This window comes from Litorerythrobacter xanthomarinus (genome assembly GCF_046254955.1).
Taxonomy (GTDB): Bacteria; Pseudomonadota; Alphaproteobacteria; order Sphingomonadales; family Sphingomonadaceae; genus Qipengyuania_C.
In genome coordinates, this window is sequence record NZ_JBJXRG010000001.1 from 83,282 (window position 1) to 105,954 (window position 22,673).

Annotated in this window: 27 protein-coding genes; 14 read left to right on the forward strand and 13 right to left on the reverse strand. The window is 60.3% G+C overall.

The window, feature by feature from the left end:
* Positions 1-58: 58 nt before the first annotated feature.
* The 8 genes from ACEWMW_RS00410 to ACEWMW_RS00445 are packed head-to-tail and all read left to right on the forward strand — an operon-like array spanning position 59 to position 7,248.
* Complete coding sequence (locus tag ACEWMW_RS00410) at positions 59-1,405, forward strand: alpha/beta fold hydrolase (protein ID WP_409411909.1); 1,347 nt, start codon at positions 59-61, stop codon at positions 1,403-1,405.
* Complete coding sequence (locus ACEWMW_RS00415) at positions 1,402-1,902, forward strand: DUF3598 domain-containing protein (protein ID WP_409411910.1); 501 nt, start codon at positions 1,402-1,404, stop codon at positions 1,900-1,902. The genes ACEWMW_RS00410 and ACEWMW_RS00415 overlap by 4 nt, the downstream gene beginning before the upstream one ends.
* Before the next feature lie 4 nt (positions 1,903-1,906).
* Positions 1,907-3,289 carry a 3-isopropylmalate dehydratase large subunit gene (locus ACEWMW_RS00420; protein ID WP_409411911.1) on the forward strand — a complete coding sequence of 461 codons (1,383 nt, stop codon included), beginning with the start codon at positions 1,907-1,909 and terminating at the stop codon, positions 3,287-3,289.
* Positions 3,286-3,891: a 3-isopropylmalate dehydratase small subunit gene (gene leuD / locus ACEWMW_RS00425; protein ID WP_409411912.1), complete on the forward strand. Its 606-nt coding sequence runs from the start codon at positions 3,286-3,288 to the stop codon at positions 3,889-3,891. Before ACEWMW_RS00420 ends, leuD begins: the two co-directional genes overlap by 4 nt.
* The gene (locus tag ACEWMW_RS00430) at positions 3,888-4,808 is read left to right on the forward strand and encodes a hydroxymethylglutaryl-CoA lyase (RefSeq protein ID WP_409411913.1); all 921 of its coding nucleotides are present in this window, start codon (positions 3,888-3,890) and stop codon (positions 4,806-4,808) included. Before leuD ends, ACEWMW_RS00430 begins: the two co-directional genes overlap by 4 nt.
* Positions 4,805-5,998 (forward strand): CaiB/BaiF CoA transferase family protein, encoded by a 1,194-nt coding sequence (locus ACEWMW_RS00435; protein WP_409411914.1) that lies wholly within the window; start codon positions 4,805-4,807, stop codon positions 5,996-5,998. Before ACEWMW_RS00430 ends, ACEWMW_RS00435 begins: the two co-directional genes overlap by 4 nt.
* The gene (locus ACEWMW_RS00440) at positions 5,995-6,609 is read left to right on the forward strand and encodes a VOC family protein (RefSeq protein WP_409411915.1); all 615 of its coding nucleotides are present in this window, start codon (positions 5,995-5,997) and stop codon (positions 6,607-6,609) included. Before ACEWMW_RS00435 ends, ACEWMW_RS00440 begins: the two co-directional genes overlap by 4 nt.
* A 24-nt stretch (positions 6,610-6,633) precedes the next feature.
* Complete coding sequence (locus tag ACEWMW_RS00445) at positions 6,634-7,248, forward strand: VOC family protein (RefSeq protein ID WP_409411916.1); 615 nt, start codon at positions 6,634-6,636, stop codon at positions 7,246-7,248.
* Here the strand turns inward: ACEWMW_RS00445 and ACEWMW_RS00450 are convergent.
* Positions 7,245-7,481 carry a DUF6356 family protein gene (locus ACEWMW_RS00450; RefSeq protein ID WP_409411917.1) on the reverse strand — a complete coding sequence of 79 codons (237 nt, stop codon included), beginning with the start codon at positions 7,479-7,481 and terminating at the stop codon, positions 7,245-7,247. The two genes, ACEWMW_RS00445 and ACEWMW_RS00450, sit on opposite strands and share 4 nt — an antisense overlap.
* A 101-nt stretch (positions 7,482-7,582) precedes the next feature.
* Here ACEWMW_RS00450 and ACEWMW_RS00455 point away from each other — a divergent pair, with 101 nt between their 5' ends.
* Positions 7,583-8,059, forward strand: a complete 477-nt coding sequence (locus tag ACEWMW_RS00455; protein ID WP_409411918.1) for an Lrp/AsnC family transcriptional regulator — start codon at positions 7,583-7,585, stop codon at positions 8,057-8,059.
* On the opposite strand, the gene ACEWMW_RS00460 is transcribed toward ACEWMW_RS00455, so the two are convergent.
* The 9 genes from ACEWMW_RS00460 to ACEWMW_RS00500 are packed head-to-tail and all read right to left on the reverse strand — an operon-like array spanning position 8,056 to position 14,493.
* Complete coding sequence (locus tag ACEWMW_RS00460; RefSeq protein WP_409411919.1) at positions 8,056-9,129, reverse strand: YeiH family protein; 1,074 nt, start codon at positions 9,127-9,129, stop codon at positions 8,056-8,058. The genes ACEWMW_RS00455 and ACEWMW_RS00460 overlap by 4 nt on opposite strands.
* A gap of 53 nt (positions 9,130-9,182) precedes the next feature.
* A complete protein-coding gene (locus ACEWMW_RS00465; RefSeq protein WP_409411920.1) occupies positions 9,183-9,632 on the reverse strand; it encodes a VOC family protein in 450 nt (149 codons plus the stop codon).
* Positions 9,632-10,108, reverse strand: coding sequence for a VOC family protein (locus ACEWMW_RS00470; protein WP_409411921.1), 477 nt, complete (start codon positions 10,106-10,108; stop codon positions 9,632-9,634). Before ACEWMW_RS00470 ends, ACEWMW_RS00465 begins: the two co-directional genes overlap by 1 nt.
* The gene (locus tag ACEWMW_RS00475; protein ID WP_409411922.1) at positions 10,105-10,419 is read right to left on the reverse strand and encodes a DUF1330 domain-containing protein; all 315 of its coding nucleotides are present in this window, start codon (positions 10,417-10,419) and stop codon (positions 10,105-10,107) included. The genes ACEWMW_RS00470 and ACEWMW_RS00475 overlap by 4 nt, the downstream gene beginning before the upstream one ends.
* Before the next feature lie 15 nt (positions 10,420-10,434).
* Positions 10,435-11,091 (reverse strand): hypothetical protein, encoded by a 657-nt coding sequence (locus tag ACEWMW_RS00480; protein WP_409411923.1) that lies wholly within the window; start codon positions 11,089-11,091, stop codon positions 10,435-10,437.
* The gene (locus tag ACEWMW_RS00485; RefSeq protein ID WP_409411924.1) at positions 11,079-12,221 is read right to left on the reverse strand and encodes a nitrilase-related carbon-nitrogen hydrolase; all 1,143 of its coding nucleotides are present in this window, start codon (positions 12,219-12,221) and stop codon (positions 11,079-11,081) included. Before ACEWMW_RS00485 ends, ACEWMW_RS00480 begins: the two co-directional genes overlap by 13 nt.
* Positions 12,221-12,913, reverse strand: coding sequence for a hypothetical protein (locus tag ACEWMW_RS00490; RefSeq protein WP_409411925.1), 693 nt, complete (start codon positions 12,911-12,913; stop codon positions 12,221-12,223). The genes ACEWMW_RS00485 and ACEWMW_RS00490 overlap by 1 nt, the downstream gene beginning before the upstream one ends.
* Positions 12,914-12,958: 45 nt before the next feature.
* Positions 12,959-13,330, reverse strand: coding sequence for a hypothetical protein (locus ACEWMW_RS00495; protein ID WP_409411926.1), 372 nt, complete (start codon positions 13,328-13,330; stop codon positions 12,959-12,961).
* The gene (locus ACEWMW_RS00500; protein WP_409411927.1) at positions 13,327-14,493 is read right to left on the reverse strand and encodes a class I SAM-dependent methyltransferase; all 1,167 of its coding nucleotides are present in this window, start codon (positions 14,491-14,493) and stop codon (positions 13,327-13,329) included. Before ACEWMW_RS00500 ends, ACEWMW_RS00495 begins: the two co-directional genes overlap by 4 nt.
* 237 nt (positions 14,494-14,730) lie before the next feature.
* Here ACEWMW_RS00500 and ACEWMW_RS00505 point away from each other — a divergent pair, with 237 nt between their 5' ends.
* Entirely contained in the window at positions 14,731-16,872 is a 2,142-nt protein-coding gene (locus ACEWMW_RS00505) for an FAD-dependent oxidoreductase (protein ID WP_409411928.1), read from the forward strand.
* 3 nt (positions 16,873-16,875) lie between these two features.
* Here ACEWMW_RS00505 and ACEWMW_RS00510 read toward each other — a convergent pair whose 3' ends face one another.
* The 3 genes from ACEWMW_RS00510 to ACEWMW_RS00520 all read right to left on the reverse strand — a co-directional run bounded on the left by ACEWMW_RS00510 (position 16,876) and on the right by ACEWMW_RS00520 (position 18,560).
* Complete coding sequence (locus ACEWMW_RS00510; protein WP_409411929.1) at positions 16,876-17,682, reverse strand: DUF1499 domain-containing protein; 807 nt, start codon at positions 17,680-17,682, stop codon at positions 16,876-16,878.
* Positions 17,683-17,708: 26 nt separating this feature from the next.
* Positions 17,709-18,167 carry a preQ(1) synthase gene (gene queF, locus ACEWMW_RS00515; RefSeq protein ID WP_409411930.1) on the reverse strand — a complete coding sequence of 153 codons (459 nt, stop codon included), beginning with the start codon at positions 18,165-18,167 and terminating at the stop codon, positions 17,709-17,711.
* A gap of 93 nt (positions 18,168-18,260) precedes the next feature.
* Positions 18,261-18,560, reverse strand: a complete 300-nt coding sequence (locus tag ACEWMW_RS00520) for a hypothetical protein (protein ID WP_409411931.1) — start codon at positions 18,558-18,560, stop codon at positions 18,261-18,263.
* An 82-nt stretch (positions 18,561-18,642) separates the two neighbouring features.
* Between ACEWMW_RS00520 and ACEWMW_RS00525 the strand changes: the two genes are divergently transcribed.
* Genes ACEWMW_RS00525 through ACEWMW_RS00540 form a run of 4 tightly spaced genes read left to right on the forward strand, consistent with a single transcriptional unit; the run spans position 18,643 to position 22,578 of the window.
* Complete coding sequence (locus ACEWMW_RS00525) at positions 18,643-19,401, forward strand: hypothetical protein (protein WP_409411932.1); 759 nt, start codon at positions 18,643-18,645, stop codon at positions 19,399-19,401.
* Positions 19,402-19,445: 44 nt separating this feature from the next.
* Positions 19,446-20,291 (forward strand): sulfurtransferase, encoded by an 846-nt coding sequence (locus ACEWMW_RS00530; RefSeq protein ID WP_409411933.1) that lies wholly within the window; start codon positions 19,446-19,448, stop codon positions 20,289-20,291.
* A 2-nt stretch (positions 20,292-20,293) separates the two neighbouring features.
* Positions 20,294-21,508, forward strand: a complete 1,215-nt coding sequence (metC, locus tag ACEWMW_RS00535) for a cystathionine beta-lyase (RefSeq protein WP_409411934.1) — start codon at positions 20,294-20,296, stop codon at positions 21,506-21,508.
* The gene (locus tag ACEWMW_RS00540; protein WP_409411935.1) at positions 21,505-22,578 is read left to right on the forward strand and encodes a mechanosensitive ion channel family protein; all 1,074 of its coding nucleotides are present in this window, start codon (positions 21,505-21,507) and stop codon (positions 22,576-22,578) included. The genes metC and ACEWMW_RS00540 overlap by 4 nt, the downstream gene beginning before the upstream one ends.
* The last annotated feature ends 95 nt before the right edge of the window (positions 22,579-22,673 follow it).

Sequence of the window (22,673 nt, forward strand, 5' to 3'; positions counted from 1 at the left end):
GACAATAAACACGCGTAGAGGCTTGTCGAGTAAAATTTGTCCGGACAAATTATCGACGATGATTACACGCCACATCCTCACCATCCCCGAAACCGGGCGCAAGGTCCACTATCGCCGCAGCGGCAATGGTCCGGTCCTACTGATGGCGCACCAGAGCCCAACGAGTTCGAAAGAGTACGAACCCCTCATGCGGGAATGGGGCGGACACTTCACCTGCATCGCGCCCGACACTCCAGGCTTTGGCCAGTCAGACCCGCTCTCAGGTGAGCCGGAGATCGGCGAATTCGCCGATGCACTGGCCGAATTCGTAAATGCGATGGGCATCGCTGGATGCGCCGCCTACGGCTTCCATTCGGGCGGTATCATCCTGGTCGGGGCTGTGAAGCGATATCCGAAGCTTTTCTCCTGCCTCGCAGTGGGTGGCTATGCGATCTGGACCGACGACGAGATGCGGATCTTCGGAGAGAGCTACCTGCCTGAATTCCGCCCAAGCGCCTATGGCGAACATCTGGCGTGGCTGTGGAATCGTGTGCTCGAACAGAGCTGGTTCTTTCCGTGGTTCGATACGCGAGATGAAGCACGTCTGCCTGGTCCCCATTCCGATCTCGAGCGGGCCAGTCTAACCGTCACGTGCCTGCTTGACTCCGGAAGTGCTTATCGCGCCGGTTACGGCGCGGTGCTGCGCGCGCCGCGCGACATTCCCGATGCTGACGCTCCGACCCCGCCGGTGCTGATCACCGCATACCAAGGCGATCCGCTGCAGCCGCATATCGATAGGCTCGGCGAGATGCCTGCGAATTGGTCGGCAAGGAAAGTTAAAACACCTTCCGACCAGCAAGCGGCCAGTCTCGCATTCCTTCAGCAGCATGCTGCACCAGGCGACTCGCCCGATTTGCCTGAAGACCCGACCGAAGGCTGGGTGTCTGTCGGCGACGCGCTTATCCATTGGCGCGGCACACCAGGCGCCAGGCGGCTGATCACCCATGCCCCCGCAGACGAACTGTCAGATCCGGGCGCGGATGAAATCGCGATCGATGTGCCCGGCCACGGCCTGTCCGATGATGTCGGCGACATTGCATTGTCGGTCGAGCAGGCGGCCGATGCACTGGGCGCGAGCGAAATCGTCTGGGCTACGCCGCCCCAAGGTGATACCGATTTGCTCTATCCTGATGTCTCTCCGCATCGATTTGGCGAACACCTGCAGCGCGCATGGGGAGCAGCGCGCGCAGAAGTCTTCTTCAAACCATGGTATGTTGCCAGCAGGGACAACGCGATTCCGGTCAACCAAGAGGCGCTGGAGCCCGCCGCGTTGGCGCTTCGCGCGCGTGCAAGATTGCGTGCCGGCGCCGCAGCGCGGCAATGGCATGATGCTTTAGTCGCAAGAAAGAAAGGCCAGACACAGTGATCGACATTCGCCACCAGATGCCCCTGCTCGCCCGCCACGAAGGCGTGTGGGATGGCACCTATGCCTATTTCGATGCCGAAAACGAAAAGGTCGACGAGCACGCCAGCCGCCTGATCTGCCGCATTCCAGACGACGGCCCGCATCTCTACCACCAGACCAACCACTATACCTGGGACGATGGCCGCAAGGAAATCCGCGATTTCCCCGCCGAGTATCGCAACGGGAGACTGTGGTGGGATAACGACCTGATCCAGGGCTGGTGCTCTGCCGTTCAGCTGGACAAATTCGATCGCACTATGATGCTATACTGGCAGCGCACCGGCGATCCCGACCTCTATCTCTACGAGATGATCCAGCTCTCGGACGATGGCGAGAATCGCTGCCGAACGTGGCACTGGATCCGCAATGGCCTGCTGGAAACTCGCACCTGCATCCAGGAAAAGCTGGTCACTCGTGACTGGCGCAAAATAGAAGCCGAGATGAAGGAAACCGCCTGAGCTCATGGCCCAAACGCTGTTCGAAAAGATCTGGGACACGCACCACGTCGCCAAGACGGCCGGCGGCGCGCACCTGATCGCGATCGACCGCGTATTCCTGCATGAGCGGACGGGTGCAGCTGCACTTTCACGCATGGCCGAAATGGGTCGCAAGGTGATGGACCCGGCCCGTGTCTTCGCCGTGATGGATCATATCGTCGATACCCGCATCGGGCGCGGCGATGTCACGCTGATGAAAGGCGGCGAGGCCTTCATCACCGAAACGCGCGCGGCCTGCAAGGAAGCGGGGATCACGCTGTTCGACGTCAACGACCGCGATCAAGGCATCGTCCATGTGATTTCACCCGAGCTGGGCATCGTCCTGCCCGGCGTCACGCTGGTCGCGCCTGATAGCCATACCTGCACGCAAGGCGCGTTCGGCGCGCTGGCCTGGGGCATCGGCTCATCCGAAGCCGAACATGCAATGGCAACCGGAACATTGCGTATGGCCCGCCCGAAAAGCATGCGCGTGAATTATACTGGCGAGCTGGCCGGAGGGGTCACAGCGAAAGACATGATCCTCACGCTGGTCGCGCGTTATGGTGCCGGCGGCGGCGCAGGCCATGTGGTTGAATTCGCAGGTGAAGCTGTTGCAGCGCTCGACATGGAAGCGCGCATGACGCTGTGTAACATGGCGACCGAATTCAGCGCGATGACCGGGCTGATCGCGCCGGATACCAAGACCTTCACCTATCTCGCTGGGCGGCGTTACGCGCCGGCTGCGTTCGAAGGGGAGTATTGGCAAGGCCTGACCAGCGATAACGACGCGGCTTTCGATGCGGAGTTCACCATCGATGCTTCCACCCTCGCGCCTATGGTCAGCTGGGGAACTTCCCCCGAACAGACCATCGCCATAAACGGCGAGATACCGTTAGACGCCCCCCAGAAACCCTTAGACTACGCGGGTCTGCAGGCAGGTGCGCCCATCGCAGGGACCCCCGTCGATGCCGCGTTCCTTGGCTCGTGCACAAATAGCCGGATTTCGGACCTTCGAAGCGCTGCCGCCATCCTCAAGGGGCGCAAGATCGCGCCGGGGATCAGGAAAGCGCTGGTTGTTCCGGGTTCGCTGAGCGTGAAACGACAGGCTGAGGAAGAGGGCCTCGACAAGGTCTTCATCGATGCGGGATTCGAATGGCGGATGAGCGGCTGCTCGCTCTGCTTCTATTCCGGCGGCGAGGGCTTCCCGGAAGGCAGCCGCACGATCAGCAGCACCAATCGCAATTTCGAAGGCCGTCAGGGTCCGGGCATCCGCACGCATATCGCCAGCCCTGCAACAGTCGCCGCCAGCGCCATTCGCGGCGCGATCACCGACCCGCGCGAGTTCACCCGCAAAAGGGAACCCGCATGACACCGCTGCGCACGATAGAGAGTATCGCGGTGCCGATCCTGATCGACAATGTCGATACCGATACGATCATCCCGAGCCGTGAGATGAAGACCACCGGGCGCACCGGATTGGCCGAAGGCATGTTTGCCCCGTGGCGCTACAGCGATGCGATCGCACGTATACCTGATCCGGAATTCGCGCTGAACAAGCCCGAAGCGGCAAGCGCGCAAGTGCTGCTGGGCGGGACCAATTTCGGCTGTGGATCGAGCCGCGAACATGCTGTGTGGGCACTGGCCGAATATGGCATCCGCTGCGTGATCGCGCCGACATTCGCGCCGATTTTTCGCAACAACTGCATTCGCAATGGCATCCTTCCAATCGTGCTGGACCGTGACCTCATCGAGAAAATGGCATGGCAGGAACTGCACATCAACCTCCCGGCGCAGAAGTTGCGCTGCGGCGACGCTGCCCATGCATTCGAAATTGACGGCGAAGAGAAAGAGATGCTGGTCGAAGGGCTCGACGTGATTGATATTACCCTCCAGCATCGCGGTGATATCGAGCAATGGCTGGATCGCGATCGCACGGCGCGGCCCCATGTTTATTTAGAAGGTGAACGATGACGGACATTCTCATCTCGGAAGTGGGCCCGCGCGACGGGCTGCAATCGATCGACCGGATTATGCCGCTCGAAGCGAAGAAGCGCTGGATCGCGGCCGAGGCTGCTGCGGGCGTTAGCGAAATCGAAGTCGGCAGCTTCGTTCCGCCCGCGCTGCTCCCGCAGATGGCCGACACTGCCGAGCTGGTCGAATTCGCGAATACAATTGAGGGGCTAACCGTCGTCACGCTCGTGCCCAACGCCAAGGGCATGCAGCGCGCCGCCGATGCAGGCGTGCAATCGGTCAGCATCCCGTTCTCGATGAGCGAAACGCATTCGGTCAAGAATGTGCGCAAGGACCACCCTGCGATGCTCGAAGAGATCGCTGCGGCGGCTGCCATCGCCAAGGAGCACGACATCCATTTCGTCGTCGGGCTTGCGACCGCATTCGGTTGCACCATCGAAGGCGCAGTCGATCCGGCCAATGTCGCAAGGCTGGCGGAGAAGGCTGTCGCTGCAGGCGCGCAGGAAATCGGCCTTTCGGACACCACCGGCTATGCCGATCCGGCGCAGGTCCGGCGGCTGGTCAAGCAGGTCAAGAGCGCGGTGGGGGACGAGATGGTCACCACGCTGCATCTCCACAACACGCGCGGGCTGGGGTTGGCGAATGTTGTCGCCGGTCTGGAAGAAGGCATCACCACGTTCGACTCTTCGCTGGGCGGCCTCGGAGGGTGCCCCTTCGCGCCCGGCGCATCGGGCAATATCGTGACCGAGGACCTAGTGCTGATGCTCAATTCCATGGGCCTCAACACGGGCATCGATCTCGAGAAACTTCTCCAGGTCCGCCCCATCCTTGAAGAAGCGCTGCCCGGTGAGCCGCTTTACGGCTTCACGCCCGATGCCGGACCTATGCTCGACTACGACCAGCGGGTGGCGGCATGACGTCAGCGTCATCCGCTCCGGCTCCCCTTGCCGGGATCAAGGTCGTCGAATTCACCCACATGGTAATGGGGCCGACCGTCGGACATATACTCGCCGGCCTGGGCGCGGAGATCGTGCGGGTCGAGCCGATCGGCGGCGACAGGACGCGGCGCTTGCTGGGTTCGGGCGCGGGCTACTTCCCGATGTACAATCGCGGCAAGCAATCAATCTGCCTCGACCTCAAGGACCCAGAGGGCCTCGCGGTTGCCAAAGATCTGATCGGCGGCGCAGATGTTTTGATCGAAAACTTCCGGCCCGGCGCACTCGACCGTCTGGGCCTCGATTACGAGACACTGAGCCAGTCCAATCCGCGGCTGATATACTGTTCGGAAAAGGGTTTTCTGCCCGGTCCATACGAAAACCGCACCGCGCTCGACGAAGTGGCGCAGATGATGGGCGGCCTCGCTTACATGACTGGCCCGCCCGGCAAACCGCTGCGCGCGGGTGCGAGTGTGATCGATGTGACCGGCGGCCTGTTCGGGGTGATCGGCATCCTCGCCGCGCTGGAAGAGCGCCACCGCACAGGCAAGGGCCAGAAGGTCGTGGCCAGCCTTTACGAGACGACCGCCTATCTCGTTGGCCAGCACATGGCGCAATATGCCGTCACGGGAACGCCCGCCTCCCCCATGCCCGCGCGCGTATCGGCCTGGGCGATCTACGATGTTTTCCAGACGCAGGACGAGCCTGTGTTCGTTGGCGTGGTGACCGACGCGCTGTGGGAAAAGTTCTGCAAGCTCTTCGGACTAGACGGGCTTTGGGCCGACGAATCTCTGCGCGAAAACAACCAGCGCGTGCTGGCGCGGGAGCAGATCCTGCCGAGCATTCGCGAGATGTTCTCGAAGATGACTCGCGACGAAGTGATCGCAAAGCTTGATGGCACCGGCCTGCCGTTTGCACCGATCGGCAGGCCGGAAGACCTGTTCGACGATCCGCAGCTTGCCGCTGGCGGCCTCGAGGACGTGACGCTCGATAGCGGTGAGCAGGTCCGCCTGCCCACTGTTCCGCTCGAGATGGGCGGGCAGCGGATCGGATCGCCGCAGCAGCTGCCCACCGCCGGCAAGGACGCGCGCAAGGTGCTTGCTTCGCTGGGTTACGATACGGACAAGATCGATGCGCTGATCGCAGCAGGATCGGTGAGCGAGAGCGCGTGAGAAGCGCAACGACCCTGGCCATCGCACTCTTGCTCGCTGGTTGCGTGGCGCACCAACCCGGCGAACGGATCAAAACCTCCGCGAAATCCACGGGTTCCGGTCCAAGCTCGATGGACGGGGTGGATACTAGTGAGCGGATACCCACCGATGTTCGCCGCCTCACCATCGTCGTGCGGGATATGGCGAAAAGCCTCGCCTTTTATCGCGACGTGCTCGGGCTGAAAGTGAACTATGACGCGCCGATCACCATGTCGGGGGTCAATTTGCCGGTTGGCGAACCGGGGACAAAAGCGCGGCTTGTCCTGCTCAATTCCAATGACCCGTTCGTCGGCTGGATCGGCCTGATGCAGATGCTCGAACCTCCGCTCGCGGACGCGGGCGATCCTTATCCCACGCGATTGGGCGCTGGAGCCTCGGTATTGGTCGTGAACACCGATGATGCGGCTGCGCGCTGCACTGCCGCAGTGGAAGTCGAGGGCGTAATCATGACCGGTCCGACCCGCCTACAGACTTACGCCGGACGCGGTGGAGGCCCTGATATCCGCGTGCGCGGCTGCAATGTGTTCGATCCCGACGGAATCGCAGTGGAGATAAACCAGCTGCTCGATTGAGCAGCGGCAAGCAGGAGTAATCCGATGCAAAAGTTAGGTTTGGCTTTGGTTCTAGCGCTCGGCGGCTGCATGAGCGTGCCCCATGGTGAGCAACACGCCAACACAGTGGAATCAGCAGCTGCTCCGCAGAAGGTCGCGCCGGGGCTGTCCGCCAACCAGGATCAGATACCCACCGATGTTCGCCGCACCACGCTTATCGTGCGCGACATTGATAACTCACTGAAACTCTACCGTGACGTGTTGGGATTGCGCCTCAATTATAACAATCCGACCACCATGACCGGGATTGCCATTCCTGCAGGTGGACCAGACGACAAGGCGCGCTTCGCGCTGCTCAGCGCCAATGATCCATGGGTTGGGATGATCGGCATGCTGCAATGGACCGATCCGGAACTGCCCGATCCAGGCCCCTACCCCACGCGCATGCTGCCTGGCGGGGTAGTCATCGTGATGAACACCGATGATATCGAAGGGCGCTGTGCCCGCGCGGCCGAGGTGCCCGGCGTTACGATCAATGCCGAACCGCATTTGCAGGTGTTCCCCAGCCGCAATGGTAGCGGGGAATTGCACGTTATGGGGTGCACCCTGTTCGATCCCGATGGAAACCTGATCGAGATCAACCAGATCGTGAAGCGCTAGATCACGAAGTCGAGCGGCTGCGGCAATTTGGAGCGGTTGACGATCATCTTGCCGTGAAGCGTCTGGATCTGGTTGCTGCCGGTCTTGACGAACAGGAACGGCAAAATCCCGTGGAGCATGCAGGCAAACCCGCCGAGGATCATCCGGATACCGAAGCTGGATGCGTGCACGAAATGCTCGCCATAAGTCTCACCAACAGACTCGGGGTGTTCGGTAAAGGCTTTGATGATCATTCCGGGCTCCTATGATTTACAGGGTATGTAGACCAAGTTTGGACCAAATTTCTCCCAAATTACTGGCTATTCCCTCCATAATGTGCAAATTTCATCCAGAAATGAGTGATAATATCAAAATTGATGCTCTTGACTGGGCCATATTGGATATCTTGCAGCAGGATGCCTCGCTGCCGGTGCACGCGATTGGCGAAAAAGTCGGCCTCTCATCCAATCCATGCTGGCGCAGGATCAGGCGGATGGAAGACGAAGGCATCATCGCGAAACGCGTCGCGCTCGTCGATCCGGAGAAGATCGGCACCAAGACTACTGTCTTCGTGACCATCCGCACCAATCGTCATGATCCTGAATGGCTCGACGCATTTTCGCGTGGCATCGCCGCGATCGACGAGATCATCGAATGCCACCGGATGGCGGGCGATATCGATTACCTGCTCAAGCTGAGAGTGCGCGATATTGCCGATTATGACCGGATCTACCGGCGGCTGATTGGCCGGGTTCCAGGGCTTGCGGACGTGACATCCACTTTTTCTATGGAAGAGCTGAAGTACACCACTGCGGTCCCCAATCCGAACTAGCCGAGCAACCACAAGGCGATGAGGAGCGCGACGAGCGAAGAAGCGAGCGTCGCGAAGACAACCGGCATCAACGCTCGCCAGCCGGTCTCCAGCAGCAATCCCAGCCGGGATCGGATCGCCGTGGCTGTCACCGCCAAGAGCAGCAGTGTCTTGGAGAGATCGAGGCCATTTTCGGCCCAAGTCGCGGGCAGGTTGACCATGCTGTTTAAAGCCACAAGACCAAAAAATGCGAGGATGAACCAAGGGACGGCCAGCGCTTTCCAGCGCGTCTTTGTGGTGGCGTCGCGATTGCCGATCCACAACGCGACCAGCGCCACGATCGGGGCGAGCAAAGCAACTCGCGCCAGCTTGACGATTGTCGCGTCTGCACCCGCCGCATCGGAATACGCATAGCCTCCCCCGATTGCCTGCGCCGCGTCGTGCACTGAAGCACCAATCAGGAAACCGGCCTGCGCATCGCTCATGCCCAGGCTGGCAGCGATCACGGGATAGCTCGCCATAGCGATGGCGCTGGCGATCGCGACCGCCACCAGGGTGACCGAGAAGCGCGCCTGGTCGAGCCGGTCGCGCCCAATAACGCCGTAGAGTGCAAGCGCCGCAGACGCTCCGCAGATTGCGGTTGCTCCCCCTGCCAGCACACCCGATTCCGCCTTTTGGCGAAACAATCGCGCCGCCAGCATGGCTGCGGCAAAGCTCGCTCCCATCACCAGGAGCAAACCGCCAAAACTGGTCCAGCCAAGTGCAGCCACCTGGACGAACGTCACCTGCAAGCCGAGCAGTACGATGCCCACCCGCAAGCAATGGCGAGAAACCCAGTCGAGACCAGTCGCGGTTCGTTCGTCCTCGGCGAGGAAGCTCAGGGCGAGCCCGATAAGCAGCCCCAGCAGGATCAAAGGGAAATCGTAATGTTCGGACAGCCAGCCCGCCGCGAGCGATGCCGTGCCGACTACGACCATGCCCGGCAGATAGGCGGAAATCGGTTTCGCCTTGGCCGGCGCCTCGACGACTTCCGCCTGGTAGATCTCGCCAAACAGATCGCCGGCGTAAAAGCCTTGGTTCGGCTTGTCCAAATGATCTCCCCCGCTTGCCCGGGCGCGCCGCAAATGCGCGCCGAACTACGTGCTTATGCGTCAGGGATCAGGTAAATCACAACCAGATTGTCGTCGAAATCGACAATGCCGATTTCACGACCGATCCGTCCGTCATGCGTTTCAAGCACGCCTTCGTCATAGACCTTGAGGCCCAATTCGCGCGATGCGGCCATCACTGCGTCGGGGTCCTGCGTCTCCAGCACGATCGCTCCGCGGCGCGGATGCGGCACCGGTTCCAGATCGATTGCGGCAATCTCGCTCAATGCCATCACGCGCGGTTGGCCGGGTAGCGAAAGGATTGCGAAACCGAGTTCAGCTCCATCGGGGATTTCGAACACGGGGATCGAATAGCTTTCTGGATTGTGACCCTTTCGGTAGGTTACCTCGAAACCAAGCACGCCTTCATAGAAGGTGAGTGCCTTGTCGAGATCGGCAACGACGAAATTGGCACGCTGGAAGCGTACGGGTGGTTTCTCACTCATCAATCATGCACCTTCACTACCTGGTTCACCTCGTAGAAATAGCCGTCGAGGTCCCAAAAGCTGGCACCTAGCATGTCCTTGACCTTGCCGTCGGCCCCGGTGACCGACCAATCGCGCGGCTCGCAATAGATCTTGGACCCGCCCGCCCGCGCCCGCTCGAGCGCACCGCGCGTATCTTGCGATGCCACCACGAATACCGGGGTTCCGAAGGCTATCCTGTCAGGAATTGCATCGGGCAAATCGTCACGCACTGGATCCACCCACTGCAGCAGCCCGATCATGCCGATAACGTCATCCTGCGCTTTCATGATCACGAGCCGCGTCTGGTCACCAGCCTCGCCCGCAGCCAATTGCTCTCCTGACAATGTGAAGGGAGTGTCCATCCAGCGAGTCATGCCGAAGACGTTTTCGTACCATTGCGCTGCCTTTTCGGCATCGCGAACGATCAACGTGGTGCGTTTGATAATGTCGGTCATGCGTAAGCCTCCGCCAAGCTGGGCGCTTCGATCAGTAGCACCTGGCATTGTGAGATATCCTGCCGCAGCGCCTTTGCCTCGGCATATTCAGGACTGTTCCAGAATTCGAGCGCGGCTTCCTTATCCGGCCATTCGGAGATCACCATCGAAGCCCCATCACCAAAATCGCCTTCAAGAAGCTGCGCTCCTGGTCCGCGCAGGACGTACTTGCCGCCGAATTGCTCGACCAGCGCTCCGGCCTTCGACCCGTATCCCTGAATGAAGGCATCCCGGTCAGATATCTTGGCTGTGACGATCATGTACGCAGGCATACTGTTTCCTTGTTTCTAGAATGGTTTGAAGACCGCCAGCACGACGATTCCGCCAACACAGAGCCAAAGCAGCAACAACACTGAAGTGGCCCTGCGATAGGTGGCCAGGATACGCGCTTCGTATTGAGGGCTCGGCCCTTCGCTGCGCATGTGGCTCCAGTCGCGGTCGTGCTGCATGAGCATGAAGCGGATCACCACGCCGCAGCCGATCAACAGGGCGAACAGACCCAGCTTCAATCGGAGCCAGTCGGGCAGCTGGAAGAACAGGCCGATGGCGGCGGCGCCCAGAAGGACAGCAACGAGATAGCGTATTGCCCGGTCGAGTCGCGCCAGCTTGCTCCCCATGGCAGACTTACGTTTGCGGTGCGCCGTTTCAATCAAGGCGATCCACAGCGCCGCAATGGCAGGAATGAGCCAGAACAGCCGGTCATCGACAAATCCCAGCTCTGCGGCGAGCATCATACCGAGCATCACCTGCAGCACCAGCGCATAGCGGACATGCTGATCGACATCCATGAGGTGATCGGTCATCGCATCGCGCGCTTCGAACGCGAGATCCGCGCGATGGGTAATGAAGCGATACTCGCTGTTGATGCACAAGTCCGCGCCGAGCCAGTAACCCAGAACCGCGATATGCGCGGCGAGTAGCACTTCATAGGTCAACGTGCCCAACGTGTCTTGGAGCGCAGGTAGCGACCGGCGTCGAGCGTGTCGGTTGGCTGATAATCGGCGATCAGATTGGGGCCGTAAGGCGAGCGATATTGTTCGAAGATCGGCATCACCAGCTCGCTATGCACAATCGGCTGGCGATGACGCGCGCGGAAAGACTTGATCGGAATGCTGCCGTATACCAGCGTTTCATTGTCGGTTTCCGATTGCGCGATGAACTCGCCGTCAGGTCCGACGATCCCGGCATGGCCGGGGTTGGAATCCGGCAAGTAGTACTTGTTCTCCGGCGATGCGGAATTGTTGGCAATCGCCGTGTAGACACGGTTGTACATCGAGCACGCACGGATATCGAGCTCGTTGAAATTGCCAGTCGCGGTACGCAGGAAGATCTCGGCACCCTTCATTGCAAAGGCACGAAACAGTTCCGGCTCCAACTGCGAAGAACTTGTTATCAGATTGCCCAGCGGCGTCTTGACCACTGGCACCACATGATCGCGCCCATACATTTCGATATACTGGTCGAGCACGTCGTAGATCGTGGTAGTGAAAAGCTCGCGCCCACCCGGGAAAAAACCCTTGAGATTGCGCGCCTTCCAGTCCTTGGCGACGATCGAGCCCTTGTCGTCCATGATCGTTGTGATCGAGAGTAACCGGCCGGGCCAGTCAGGATCACGTACATAGGATCCGAACACCAGCCAGGTTCCGTATTCGCGCGCCTTGGCGGCAAGCATATCGGTCTCCGGACCGGGAATCTCGATAGCGATTTTACGCGCATCGTCCAGGTCCCAAACATGCCTGTAACCCGTGATCGGAAACTCGTGGAACAGGATGAGGTCCTTTGGTCCCGTAAAGCCGCTCGCAGCGTCGATCACGTCGAGCATGTGCTGGACATTGGCCTTGCGGGTCTGCGCAACGCTGCTCAACTCAACCGGCACCACGCGCGTCTGCGCCACGGCAATGGAAATGCTTTCTTTCGCCAAGGGGACGGCGTCGTAGGTCCCGTCCGAACGCATGGCGATGTTGTCGCCCTCAGACGCAGATGTCGAACTCGCGAAGGCCGTCCAATTGATGGCCGAAGCGGCGGCAAGACCGGCTCCGCCGCCCAGCAGCTTGCGCCGGTCAATACCGGCCATCAGAACGGTTTCACAGCGCCAAGGAAACAGACCGAGGCAATGGTGATCCAGTAGATATAGGCGGCAAGGCGGGCCTGCCCGATCTCGCGTTCTAGCGCGGCCTCCTGCTCTGCATTGGGTCCGGCAGCAAGGATGCGGAAACGCTCGGTCCAGCGGCGCATCACCAGCCGCAGGAACAGGCCAATGCACAGCGCGAATGCGTAGAGGATCATCTTCCACGGATACCAATGGTTGCCCTCGCCCGTCTCGACGGGTCCGCTGCCGCCAATGGCCATGAATGCGAAGAGGAAAATCGCCGCGATCAAGGGATAGCGGAGCAGTTCTTCGAGCCGCGTTACCTTGATCCCGATGTCGGTCTCGCGCTTGATGAACGCGGTCCAGGTCATCGCCAGCCAGATCGCGAAGAACAGCCACATCCACCAAATGCCCGCACCGTCGAGCATCGGAATGAAACCGAACAGCTTACCCATATGCAGGCCAAGCGGGAGCAAGAGAACAATCCCGGTTCGGGCGAGGATATCGATCCGGTAGGCGGTTTCCATATGCCGCTTGCGCTCTTCCAAAGAGAGCTCGCGATTGGTCACATGGTAGCTGGTCTGGAAGACCCCCCATTCGCCGCCCAGCCAATAGACCATGGCGAGGATATGTATCCACCGCAGGATCGACAGCTCATTTGCAATCAGGAATTCCATATACCCCTCCCCAATAGGCGCCGCTATCGCGTCACGCCAAAAATCCTAGTCCTTCGAGAGTTTTTCGACCCAGTCCATAATCGGAGGATCATCGGCTTCGAGTGCTTCGGCCGCCTGCTGGAAGCCGCGCATGATCCGCGCCACATAGGCCTTGGTGGCGAGGCCGCGCTCGTCCGCCGCCGCCTTGTCGGGCTCGTAAGCCTCAATATCAGCGCGGCTCAGCGTCCCGTTCTCGTTAAGCAGCCGTTCGACCGTATCCTGCCGTTCGCGCAAGGCCGAAACTTCGGCCGCGAGCGCCAGCGTCATAGAATAGAGCCGGTCGACCGCGGGATCTTCGAAGAATTCCGGGCGGCGGCCCTTCGCCCGTTTGCCCGAGCGTTCGACCCAGTCGATCCCCCGGTCGCCGTTGTCTGTCATGCTGCTTGTGCCTGCGCAGCCGGTTTCCACGCTCCATAAGCGTTCCAGATCGCGGCGCGGCCGTAGTCCTCTTCCTCCGCATCCGGCGAAGGCGGGAAGATTTCCGGATCGACCACGGCCCGCACGCCGACCGTGAACTGGCTATCCTTGGGAAAGCCTGCCTTGGCCATTTCATCTTTCATGTCGAGGGCATGCATCGCGGACCAGAACGGCTCGTTGTTGTTGAATGCGTCCCAATCGCGCATGAACTGCTCGAACAGCGGCATCTCATCGGAATATTCGGGCTGCTCGATATGGAAGATCAACCCGCCGGGCGCGAGCACGCGATTGGACTCCGCCAAGATCTGCGGCAGGGCCTTGGCTGAAAGCTCGTGCAAGAACATGGTCGTTTGAACCCAATCAAAATAGCCATCTTCCCAGCGCGAAAGGTCTTCCCCGCTGGCCTGGACGAACTTGATGTTCTTCACGCCAAGCCCTGCTGCACGCGCCGCGCCATAGCGCAGCGATGCCGCCGCTGTATCGATGGCGATCACCTCGGCATCGGGGAAAGCCAGCGCGATCGGCACGGCATTGTGGCCCACGGTGCAGCCGATGTCGAGGATCCGGCGCGGCCGCCAATCCGGCCGTTCCTTCTTGATCCATTCGACGATGGCTTGCCCGCCGCCATCATTAAGGCCGCCCAGTGCGCCGCCGGTTGTAGCAAACATGCCGACATCGTAATTGGCGCCCACCGTGACATCTCCGGGACGTTCTTCGCCATGATAGCCGCCAGGCTGGCAGTGGATGTCCACCGCAGTCTGGTAATATGGTTGTTCGATCGAGGGATCGAGCTCGAGCAGGCCCGAATGCTCGTTGAACTGCTTGGCCATCGCATCGAGCTCGTCGAGCTGACGCAGTACAACCTGCCGTCCGGTATGCTGACGCATTTCCATCGAATTTCGCTTCAAGGCTGACCACATCCGATGCCACGGATCCTGGCCCATCGCATCGCGGATTTCGTAGCGATGCTCCGGATCGCGGCCATTCTCGACACGGAACTTCGGCAGAACACGCTTTTCATAGGCGTTCCTGTTTCCGCTCCCCAAAGGCCCCGAAAGGTGGCGATTGAAGTGGGTGAGGAAGTTGAACCGCGCGGTTTCATCATGCGTAGTGCGCGGCATCATTGGATGGCGCGTCAACGCGGTGTACGGTGGGGGAAGGTCGCTAGACATGATCTACCTCAAATTTGTCCGGACAAATTTGGCTGATCCTTCGAGTCGTGTCAACGTCGAAGGTGGATCGCCACGTTTCAGAGAAGCGATCTTCTTCGACCCGCGCACTATCGCCAATCGCCAGAGTGCTGTGTAACATCATGTGTAGTTCGGGCGAAAGGTGGCTAGACAGCCCACAGGGGACCTCATTTGAAAAAGATTATTCTGCTTGCATTGATCGTCGGTGCGATCACCGCCTTCTTCCTGTTTGGCGGGAGCGAGTATCTTTCGCTCGATTTCATCAAGTCGCAGCAGGAAGCCTTCGACGCCTTCTACGCCGAGCGGCCCGCCCTCACGATCGGGCTGTTCTTCTTGGTCTATGTCGCGGTGACCGCCCTGTCCCTTCCCGGCGCGGCGATCATGACCTTGGCAGCAGGTTACTTGTTCGGGCTGGTTGTCGGCACAATCCTCGTGTCTTTCGCTTCGACCATTGGAGCGACACTCGCGTTCCTCTCTGCCCGCTTCATCCTGCGCGATTGGGTCCAGCAGAAGTTCGGCGACCGCCTGCGCGCGATCAATCGCGGGGTCGAGAAAGACGGCGCGATGTATCTCTTCTCGCTGCGACTGGTCCCTGCTTTCCCGTTCTTTGCAGTGAACCTTTTGATGGGCCTGACGCCGATCAAGGTCTTCACTTTCTTCTGGGCCAGCCAACTCGGAATGCTGCTGGGCACGATTGTCTACGTCAACGCTGGCACGCAGTTGGCCAACGTTGAATCGCTGGGCGACATTGTCTCGCCCGAACTCATCGGCAGCTTCGTCGCGCTTGGCCTCGCGCCGTGGATCGGCAAAGGTATCATGAGCGTGATCAAGCGCCGCAAGGTCTATGCCGATTATAACAAGCCCAAGTCTTTCGACCGCAATATGGTGGTTATCGGCGCGGGCTCGGCCGGGCTTGTAAGCTCACTGATCGGCGCCACCGTCAAAGCCAAGGTCACGCTGGTCGAGGCGCACGAGATGGGCGGCGATTGCCTCAATACAGGCTGCGTTCCTTCTAAGGCACTGATTAAGAGCGCGCATGTCGCGCACCAGATGCGCCATGCCGATGACTATGGCCTCAAACCCGTGGAACCCGCGGTCCCATTCGGCGAAACGATGCGCCGCGTGAAGAACATCATCGCCACTATCGAACCGCATGACAGCGTCGAGCGCTATACGGGGCTCGGTGTCGATGTGCTCAAGGGTTACGCGACCATCATCGATCCGTGGACGGTCGAAGTGGCGCTCAACGGCGGCGGAACGCAGCGGCTCACGACCCGCAGCATTATCATTGCCGCCGGAGCCGAACCCGTCGTTCCGCCCATCCCGGGCATCGAAGATAGCGGCTATATGACCAGCGAAGACCTGTGGGACCGCTTGTCCGAATTTGAAACCATTCCGCAGCGAATAGCTGTCCTTGGCGGTGGGCCGATCGGTTGCGAACTCTCGCAGGCGTTGGCGCGACTTGGCGCCAAAGTGACGCAGGTCGAACGCGGCAAACGCGTGCTTTCGCGCGAAGATGAGGACGCTGCAGAAGTCGCGACGCGCGCGCTCGAGGCATCAGGGGTGAACCTGCTGACCGAGCACGATGCGATCCGCGTAGAAGGCGGGAACACGTTGATTGTCGAGGCAGGCGGGCTGGAACGCGAAGTGCCCTATGATGCGCTCATCGTCGCTGTAGGGCGCAAGGCGCGCCTGACAGGCTATGGCCTAGAGAAGCTCGGGATCGACACCGACCGCACCGTCGTGACCGATGATTTCCTCGCCACCAAGTTTCCCAACATCTTCGCCTGCGGCGATGTCGCCGGGCCTTACCAGTTCACGCATGTCGCCAGCCACCAGGCGTGGTTCGCCAGCGTCAACGCGCTGTTCGGAACTTTCAAGAAATTCCGCGCCGATTACCGCGTGATCCCGCATGTGACCTATCTCGACCCCGAAGTCGCCCGCGTCGGCCTCAGCGAAACAGAGGCCAGCGAACAGGGCATCAAATTCGAAGTGACAAAGTACGAACTCGACGATCTGGATCGTGCGATCACCGAAAGCGAGACACAGGGCTTCGTCAAAGTCCTGACCCCGCCGGGCAAGGACAAGATCCTCGGCGTGACAATAGTCGGTGCCCGCGCGGGAGAATTACTGGCTGAATATGCGCTGGCGATGAAGCACAAGCTGGGCCTCAACAAGATCCTCGGTACGGTCCATGCCTATCCCACGCTGGCAGAAGCCAACAAATTCGCTGCGGGCGAATGGAAAAAGGCCAATAAGCCCGAAGGCTTGCTGAAGATCGTCGAGCGTTACTTCAGCTGGCGTCGGGGCTGAGCTTCAGGCCCCGAGCTTTTCAGCCACCGCCGCACGAAGCTCGCGAATGCGGTCCGCATTGGCCCCAAGATCGGACAGCCCCACCCGGCTGACCGAGCGGAAATCGATCACAGTGCCGTTTTCAGCAGTGCGGATGCGTGCAACCACATCGTCCTTGAAGCCGTACCAGAATGTTTCGGATACACCTTCCACACGGCCCTCGTCGGGTGTGCTGAAGACATTGTCATAGCCGCTTTCCATCATCGCGGCTTGCGCGGCGACCAGTGCATCCTCGGCTGAAGCATCGACTACGAGCGGCTCGAGGTCGGGATATAGCTGCGGCACCAGGCTTGTGTGCGTTTCATCGGCCACATCGGGGAATGCATTGTCGCCCCAAGGCCCGCTATCGCGCAGGACCGCGCTGTAATCTCGGATCGGATTGAGTTCGTTCTCTGCGCGCATATCGACCAAAGCCTGCGAGAAGGTAGGCGGATCGACAGCGTCAGTGGAGACATCGTGGATCGGGTTTTCACCCGCGCGATCTCGCATCCCGCCTGCGGTCACCATCATGATCGCGGGGATCAGCAGGGCGACCAACGCCAAGAGCCAACCCTTGCGCGGCGGCTTCACCAAGCACCAGATCAGCGCGATCAGGGCCAAGAGACCAACCGCGCCCATCATGATCGGGCCGATCTGTGCGCTCATCGTCCCGAGGCCCGTTTGCCAGCCCCACAGCCCTATTTTTGTGCCAAGCGCAGCCACCATGAACCACACTGGAAGCAGTACGGCCAGCACAAGCGCGACCTGCGCCAAGCGATAGGATTTGGTCATCTCGATAGTCTCCCTTGACGGCTATCCTAGCCTCTTCCGCGGTAGGAAGCCACGCCCTGATCCGGGACCCACAATTCTTCGGGCGGCGGACCGCTCTGCCAGAAGACATCAATCGGTATTCCGCCGCGCGGATACCAGTAGCCCCCTATCCTCAACCATTGAGGCTTCATTTCCGCTGCCAGGCGCTGCCCAATGCCCACCGTTACATCCTCGTGAAAGCCGCTGTGATTTCGGAAGCTACCCAAGAAGAGCTTGAGCGATTTCGATTCGACGATCGTTTTACCCGGCGCATAGTCGATCACGAGATGCGCGAAATCGGGCTGCCCTGTGACCGGACACAGCGACGTAAACTCAGGCGCGGCAAAGCGTACCAGGTAGGTCGTGCCCTCGCGTGGGTTGGGCACATAGTCCAGCTGCGCCAGTTCGGGAGAATCGGGCAAGCTGCTCTGCTGGCCCAGATGAGTGGTGGAAGGTGTGTCTGCCATGCCGCGCTGATGCAACGAAGTGCGCTCCGCCGCAAGCTGCGGCTTCAGTTTCGCCGATTCAGTACCTATTCAGCGCCCCAGCCATTAAAGCACCTACTTCATCCAATCGACCATGACTGTAATCCGACCGATCCTATTCGCGCTTGCCGTAGCGCTGGCGCCGTTGCTTGGCGCAGCGCCGCTTGCTGCGCAGGCGGTGCAGGATTTCCAGCTACCGCCAAATCCCTCGTCAACGCCAAGCACGCCGGCGGCGCAGGGCCCCGTCGACGATTCGGGAATCATCGCCCGCCCGCCGCGCGCGGTTAATACGCCGACGCCCCAGCCCTCTCCCACGCCGACACCGGCGGCACGGCCCACGCCTGAAGCCAGACCGACGAGCGCAGCGGCTTCCACGCGCCCCGCTCAGGGCGCTACCCCTGCGCCTGATGCGCGGCCGACGGCGAGCCCGACCGCGGAGCCATCGCTTCCTATTCCCGTGCCAAACGAGACGGGCGCTCCTTCATCCGCGCAAGGCGCGTTCGATTTCTCACCCGCCCCTGCGCAACCATCACAGCTGCCTGCTGAACCCGGTGAATCTGGAGAGATTGGCGGTGCAGCCTCATGGTACGACTATTGGCCGTGGGCCCTTGGTATCATCGCCGCATTGGTGGCGGCCGGATGGTACTGGCGTTCACGTCGCTCGGCGATTACGTCGCCACCAGAAATCGAGCGCCCGGTTGTCGCCAAGCCATCCACAAGCGATACCGTCACGCCACCCTCGATCGGTGGCATCGCGCTGAAGCTGGAAGCAGTTTCGCTCAGTCGCAGCGTGATGAATCTGACGCTGAACTATCGTCTCGCGATCACCAACCAGACGCTTGCCATGATCGAAAGGCTCGGGGTGAGCGGGGACCTGATTACCGCTCGTGGCGGAGTTCCGCTTACGCAGCAGGTAGCGAACAGCCAAAGTGAACTCCCTTTGCTCCATGAAGTTGCAAGGCTTTCGGGCAAGCAGACCAAAGATCTGTCCGGCAAACTGACCTTGCCCGTCGCCGAACTCGCCCTCGCGCGGCAGGGAGAGCCGCTCTACGTCCCGCTCGTCCGCCTGCGGATCGAGGGCTACGATGGTGCCCCGAAAGTGCAGACTTTCGTGATCGGCATGCTGCCCACCGAGGTCGGCGGAAAGCTCCAGCCCTTCCGGATCGACGAGCAGCCTCAAACGTATTCGCAGATCGGCCAGCGCTCCATCGACTGAATGGCCTCTCGACGCAGGTGACGGAGCGAGCTAGTCCCGGCGCCATGGATATGCTCGTTTCTACCGATTGGCTGGCCCAAAAATGCAGTACGTCGGACCTGGTGATACTGGACGCAACGGCGCACCTGCCAAATGCCGGACGCGACCCCCGGGCTGAGTATCTGCACGCCCACATTCCAGGCGCTCGCTTCCTCGATCTTCCGAGCCTCAAGAATGTCGATTCCAGCGTCCCCAACGCGATCCCCACGCGCGACCAATTGGGCGAACGGCTGCGTAGCCTTGGCGTTAATTCAGGCGACCGCATCGTGCTTTACGATGACAGCGCGGTGAAAACATCGGCGCGCGCGTGGTTCATGCTGCGCCACTACGGAGTGGACCGGGTGGCGATCCTCGACGGCGGACTTGCAAAGTGGAAGGCCGAAGGCAGGGATCTGGAAACAGGACCTGCAGACAATCCGCGCGGGAAATTCGATACAGGAGAGCCGTCCTCGCGTATCCGGACCAAGGCAGATATGCTGGCGAACATCGCAACTGACTCAGAGCAGGTCCTTGACGCACGCGATGCAGGGCGGTTTTCCGGCGAAGTCGAGGACACGATCCACAACTTGCCGACCGGGCATATCCCCGGGTCCCACAATCTCCCCTTCAATTTGTTGTTTGCTCCGGATGGAACTTTCCTGCCAAAAGCTGACATCAAGAAAGCCTTTGTGAAAACGGGAATTGATTTGGCCAGACCAGTTACGACAACCTGCGGTAGCGGGGTTACCGCAAGCGTCCTGTTGTTTGCGCTCGAGCTGATCGGAAAGCCGGGCGGCGCGCTCTATGATGGCAGCTGGAGCGAATGGGGTGCGGACCCGGAAACTCCCAATGCTGCTGGAGCGGGTCGCTAATCATGGCAAAAGGTAAGAAGCGCGCGGACCTGAAGACCGACAGCAAACTGGTCACAGCCGGCCGCCGCGAGGAGTGGACCGGGGCGGTTGTCAATCCACCTGTCTGGCGCGCGAGCACGCATCTCTACGACAATGTCGCCGCACAGCGGAAAGGCTTCGAAACCAACGAAGACGGGAAGTTTTTCTACGGCAGGCGCGGCGCGCCGACGCAATGGGCACTGGCTGAGGCGCTGACCGAGCTTGAGCCGGGTGCGTTCGGCACAGTGCTTTATCCCAGCGGCGTGGCCGCGATCGCGCAGTCGCTCATGGCGGTTTTGTCTCCGGGCGATCACTATCTTGTTACCGACAACGCTTACGAGCCGACCCGCACAATGGCGATGGGTCTGCTGAAGCGTTTCGGTATCACGCACAGCTTCTTCGACCCGCTCGATCACGAGGCCTTTGCCGCAGCTTTCACTGACAAGACCAAGGCAGTCATGTTCGAAAGCCCCGGCAGCCTGACGATGGAAATTAGCGACATCCCCGCCCTAGCCGCTATCACGCGCGAAAAAGGGGCCGTCAGCCTGCTCGACAATACCTGGGCGACATCGCTCGGATTTCCGGCGCTGGAGCGCGGCTGCGATATTTCGATCGTTTCTCTGACCAAACATGTGGGCGGTCATTCAGACCTGATGATGGGCGCAGCGACAGCAGGCGAGCGCTGGTATCAGCGATTGCGTCTGACGGGCCAGCAGCTCGGCAATGTGGTATCCCCGGACGATGCCGCACTGGCGCTGCGAGGCTTGCGCAGCATGGGTGTCCGACTGGAGCGTGGTACCCATAGCGCGCTGACAATCGCCAAGTGGCTCGATCAGCGCGATGACGTCGCCCTGGTCCAGTTTCCCGCATTGCCCGGCGCGCCCGGTCATGAGCTTTGGCAACGCGACTTCACTGGCGCCTGCGGCCTTTTCAGCTTTGTTTTGAAGGATGCTTCACTTGCACAGCGGGATGTGCTGGTCGACACGCTGTCCATGTTCGGGATCGGGTACAGCTGGGGTGGCTTCGAAAGCCTTGCACTCCCAATGCACCCCGACAAGTGCCGCTCGATCATGCCTTGGCCTCTGCCAGAGCTGGGGGGTGGCAGTGGCGCTGCCATACGGCTATCGATCGGGCTTGAGGACCCAGTTGATCTGATCGAGGACCTCGACAATGCCTTTCAAACGATGGGGAATGCATGAGCGCCGAAGCGACCGGACCGGAAACCCCTACCACTGAGGGTGCGGAAGGCGAAGCCATCGAGGCTGCGCCGAGCCCCGAACCCGTAGCCACTGAAGCTCGGCCCGAAGATCCGGTTTCGGCTGCCGCCGATCTCAAGGATGCAGTCACCGAGAAGGGTGGCACCATGGGCGACATGGTAGAGACGCTCGATGCCATGGCATTCGATCTGGGCGACATGCATATCTCAGCATGGGACGCGATCGTGGTGCTGGGTACAGTCGCCCTGGTCATTTTCTTTGCTTGGATGTTCACCGGTGTCCTGAAATCTTTCATCGGACGTCTCACCAAGCTTGATGACACGCAGAAGCTTCTGTCGGAGAAATTGATCACGATCGTGATCTGGGGGCTGGCGTTCTTCGTCGGCATCGACCTGCTGGGCATCGACCTAACTGCGCTCGCAGTATTTTCGGGAGCATTCGGTCTGGCCATCGGTTTCGGCCTGCAAAAGACATTCGGGAACCTGATCGCCGGGATCATCTTGCTGATGGATAAGTCGATCAAGCCGGGTGATGTGATCGCGGTGGCGGATACAGCAGGCGCCGAAACCTTCGGTCAGATCCGCAAGATTGGCATCCGCGCTGTTTCGATCGTCACGCGGGATCAGAAGGAATACCTCATCCCGAATGAAAACCTGATGATCAACCAGGTCGAAAATTGGTCTTACTCCTCGCGCAATGTGCGCATTCAGATTCCGGTCGGCGTGAGCTACACATGCGATATCAAAAAGGCTGAAGAGCTGATGATGGAGGCTGCAAAAGCAGTCCCTCGCGTGCTCAAGTCTCCCCCGCCTACCGCATGGTTGAGCGGCTATGGCGATAGCTCGGTGGACTTCGTCATCCACTGCTGGATTCGTGATCCAGAGGATGGGGTAGGCAATGTTCGGTCTGCTGTGCTGAAAGAATTGTGGTGGCTGTTCCAGGATAACGGCGTCGAGATTCCGTTCCCGCAGCGCGATCTCAATCTGCGAAATAATGCGCAGGTAGAACAGCTTATCGCCGCTATTTCACAACGTCTCGATGACAGGAAGTAGTTCCGGGAAGTTACAATAGTTCTGCTTCCATCGCTGGAAGCGGCGATTTCAAAATCTCTGCTACCCGGTAGCACACCCATTCTCGCTGGCGCCAC

Bases quoted from the DNA above. Each gene is read 5' to 3' on its own strand.
- ACEWMW_RS00410 (WP_409411909.1), top strand. From the start codon at position 59: ATGATTACACGCCACATCCTCACCATCCCCGAAACCGGGCGCAAGGTC.
- ACEWMW_RS00420 (WP_409411911.1), top strand. From the start codon at position 1,907: ATGGCCCAAACGCTGTTCGAAAAGATCTGGGACACGCACCACGTCGCC.
- leuD (WP_409411912.1), top strand. From the start codon at position 3,286: ATGACACCGCTGCGCACGATAGAGAGTATCGCGGTGCCGATCCTGATC.
- ACEWMW_RS00430 (WP_409411913.1), top strand. From the start codon at position 3,888: ATGACGGACATTCTCATCTCGGAAGTGGGCCCGCGCGACGGGCTGCAA.
- ACEWMW_RS00435 (WP_409411914.1), top strand. From the start codon at position 4,805: ATGACGTCAGCGTCATCCGCTCCGGCTCCCCTTGCCGGGATCAAGGTC.
- ACEWMW_RS00445 (WP_409411916.1), top strand. From the start codon at position 6,634: ATGCAAAAGTTAGGTTTGGCTTTGGTTCTAGCGCTCGGCGGCTGCATG.
- ACEWMW_RS00450 (WP_409411917.1), bottom strand. From the start codon at position 7,481: ATGATCATCAAAGCCTTTACCGAACACCCCGAGTCTGTTGGTGAGACT.
- ACEWMW_RS00455 (WP_409411918.1), top strand. From the start codon at position 7,583: ATGAGTGATAATATCAAAATTGATGCTCTTGACTGGGCCATATTGGAT.
- ACEWMW_RS00465 (WP_409411920.1), bottom strand. From the start codon at position 9,632: ATGAGTGAGAAACCACCCGTACGCTTCCAGCGTGCCAATTTCGTCGTT.
- ACEWMW_RS00470 (WP_409411921.1), bottom strand. From the start codon at position 10,108: ATGACCGACATTATCAAACGCACCACGTTGATCGTTCGCGATGCCGAA.
- ACEWMW_RS00475 (WP_409411922.1), bottom strand. From the start codon at position 10,419: ATGCCTGCGTACATGATCGTCACAGCCAAGATATCTGACCGGGATGCC.
- ACEWMW_RS00485 (WP_409411924.1), bottom strand. From the start codon at position 12,221: ATGGCCGGTATTGACCGGCGCAAGCTGCTGGGCGGCGGAGCCGGTCTT.
- ACEWMW_RS00490 (WP_409411925.1), bottom strand. From the start codon at position 12,913: ATGGAATTCCTGATTGCAAATGAGCTGTCGATCCTGCGGTGGATACAT.
- ACEWMW_RS00495 (WP_409411926.1), bottom strand. From the start codon at position 13,330: ATGACAGACAACGGCGACCGGGGGATCGACTGGGTCGAACGCTCGGGC.
- ACEWMW_RS00500 (WP_409411927.1), bottom strand. From the start codon at position 14,493: ATGATGCCGCGCACTACGCATGATGAAACCGCGCGGTTCAACTTCCTC.
- ACEWMW_RS00510 (WP_409411929.1), bottom strand. From the start codon at position 17,682: ATGACCAAATCCTATCGCTTGGCGCAGGTCGCGCTTGTGCTGGCCGTA.
- queF (WP_409411930.1), bottom strand. From the start codon at position 18,167: ATGGCAGACACACCTTCCACCACTCATCTGGGCCAGCAGAGCAGCTTG.
- ACEWMW_RS00530 (WP_409411933.1), top strand. From the start codon at position 19,446: ATGGATATGCTCGTTTCTACCGATTGGCTGGCCCAAAAATGCAGTACG.
- metC (WP_409411934.1), top strand. From the start codon at position 20,294: ATGGCAAAAGGTAAGAAGCGCGCGGACCTGAAGACCGACAGCAAACTG.
- ACEWMW_RS00540 (WP_409411935.1), top strand. From the start codon at position 21,505: ATGAGCGCCGAAGCGACCGGACCGGAAACCCCTACCACTGAGGGTGCG.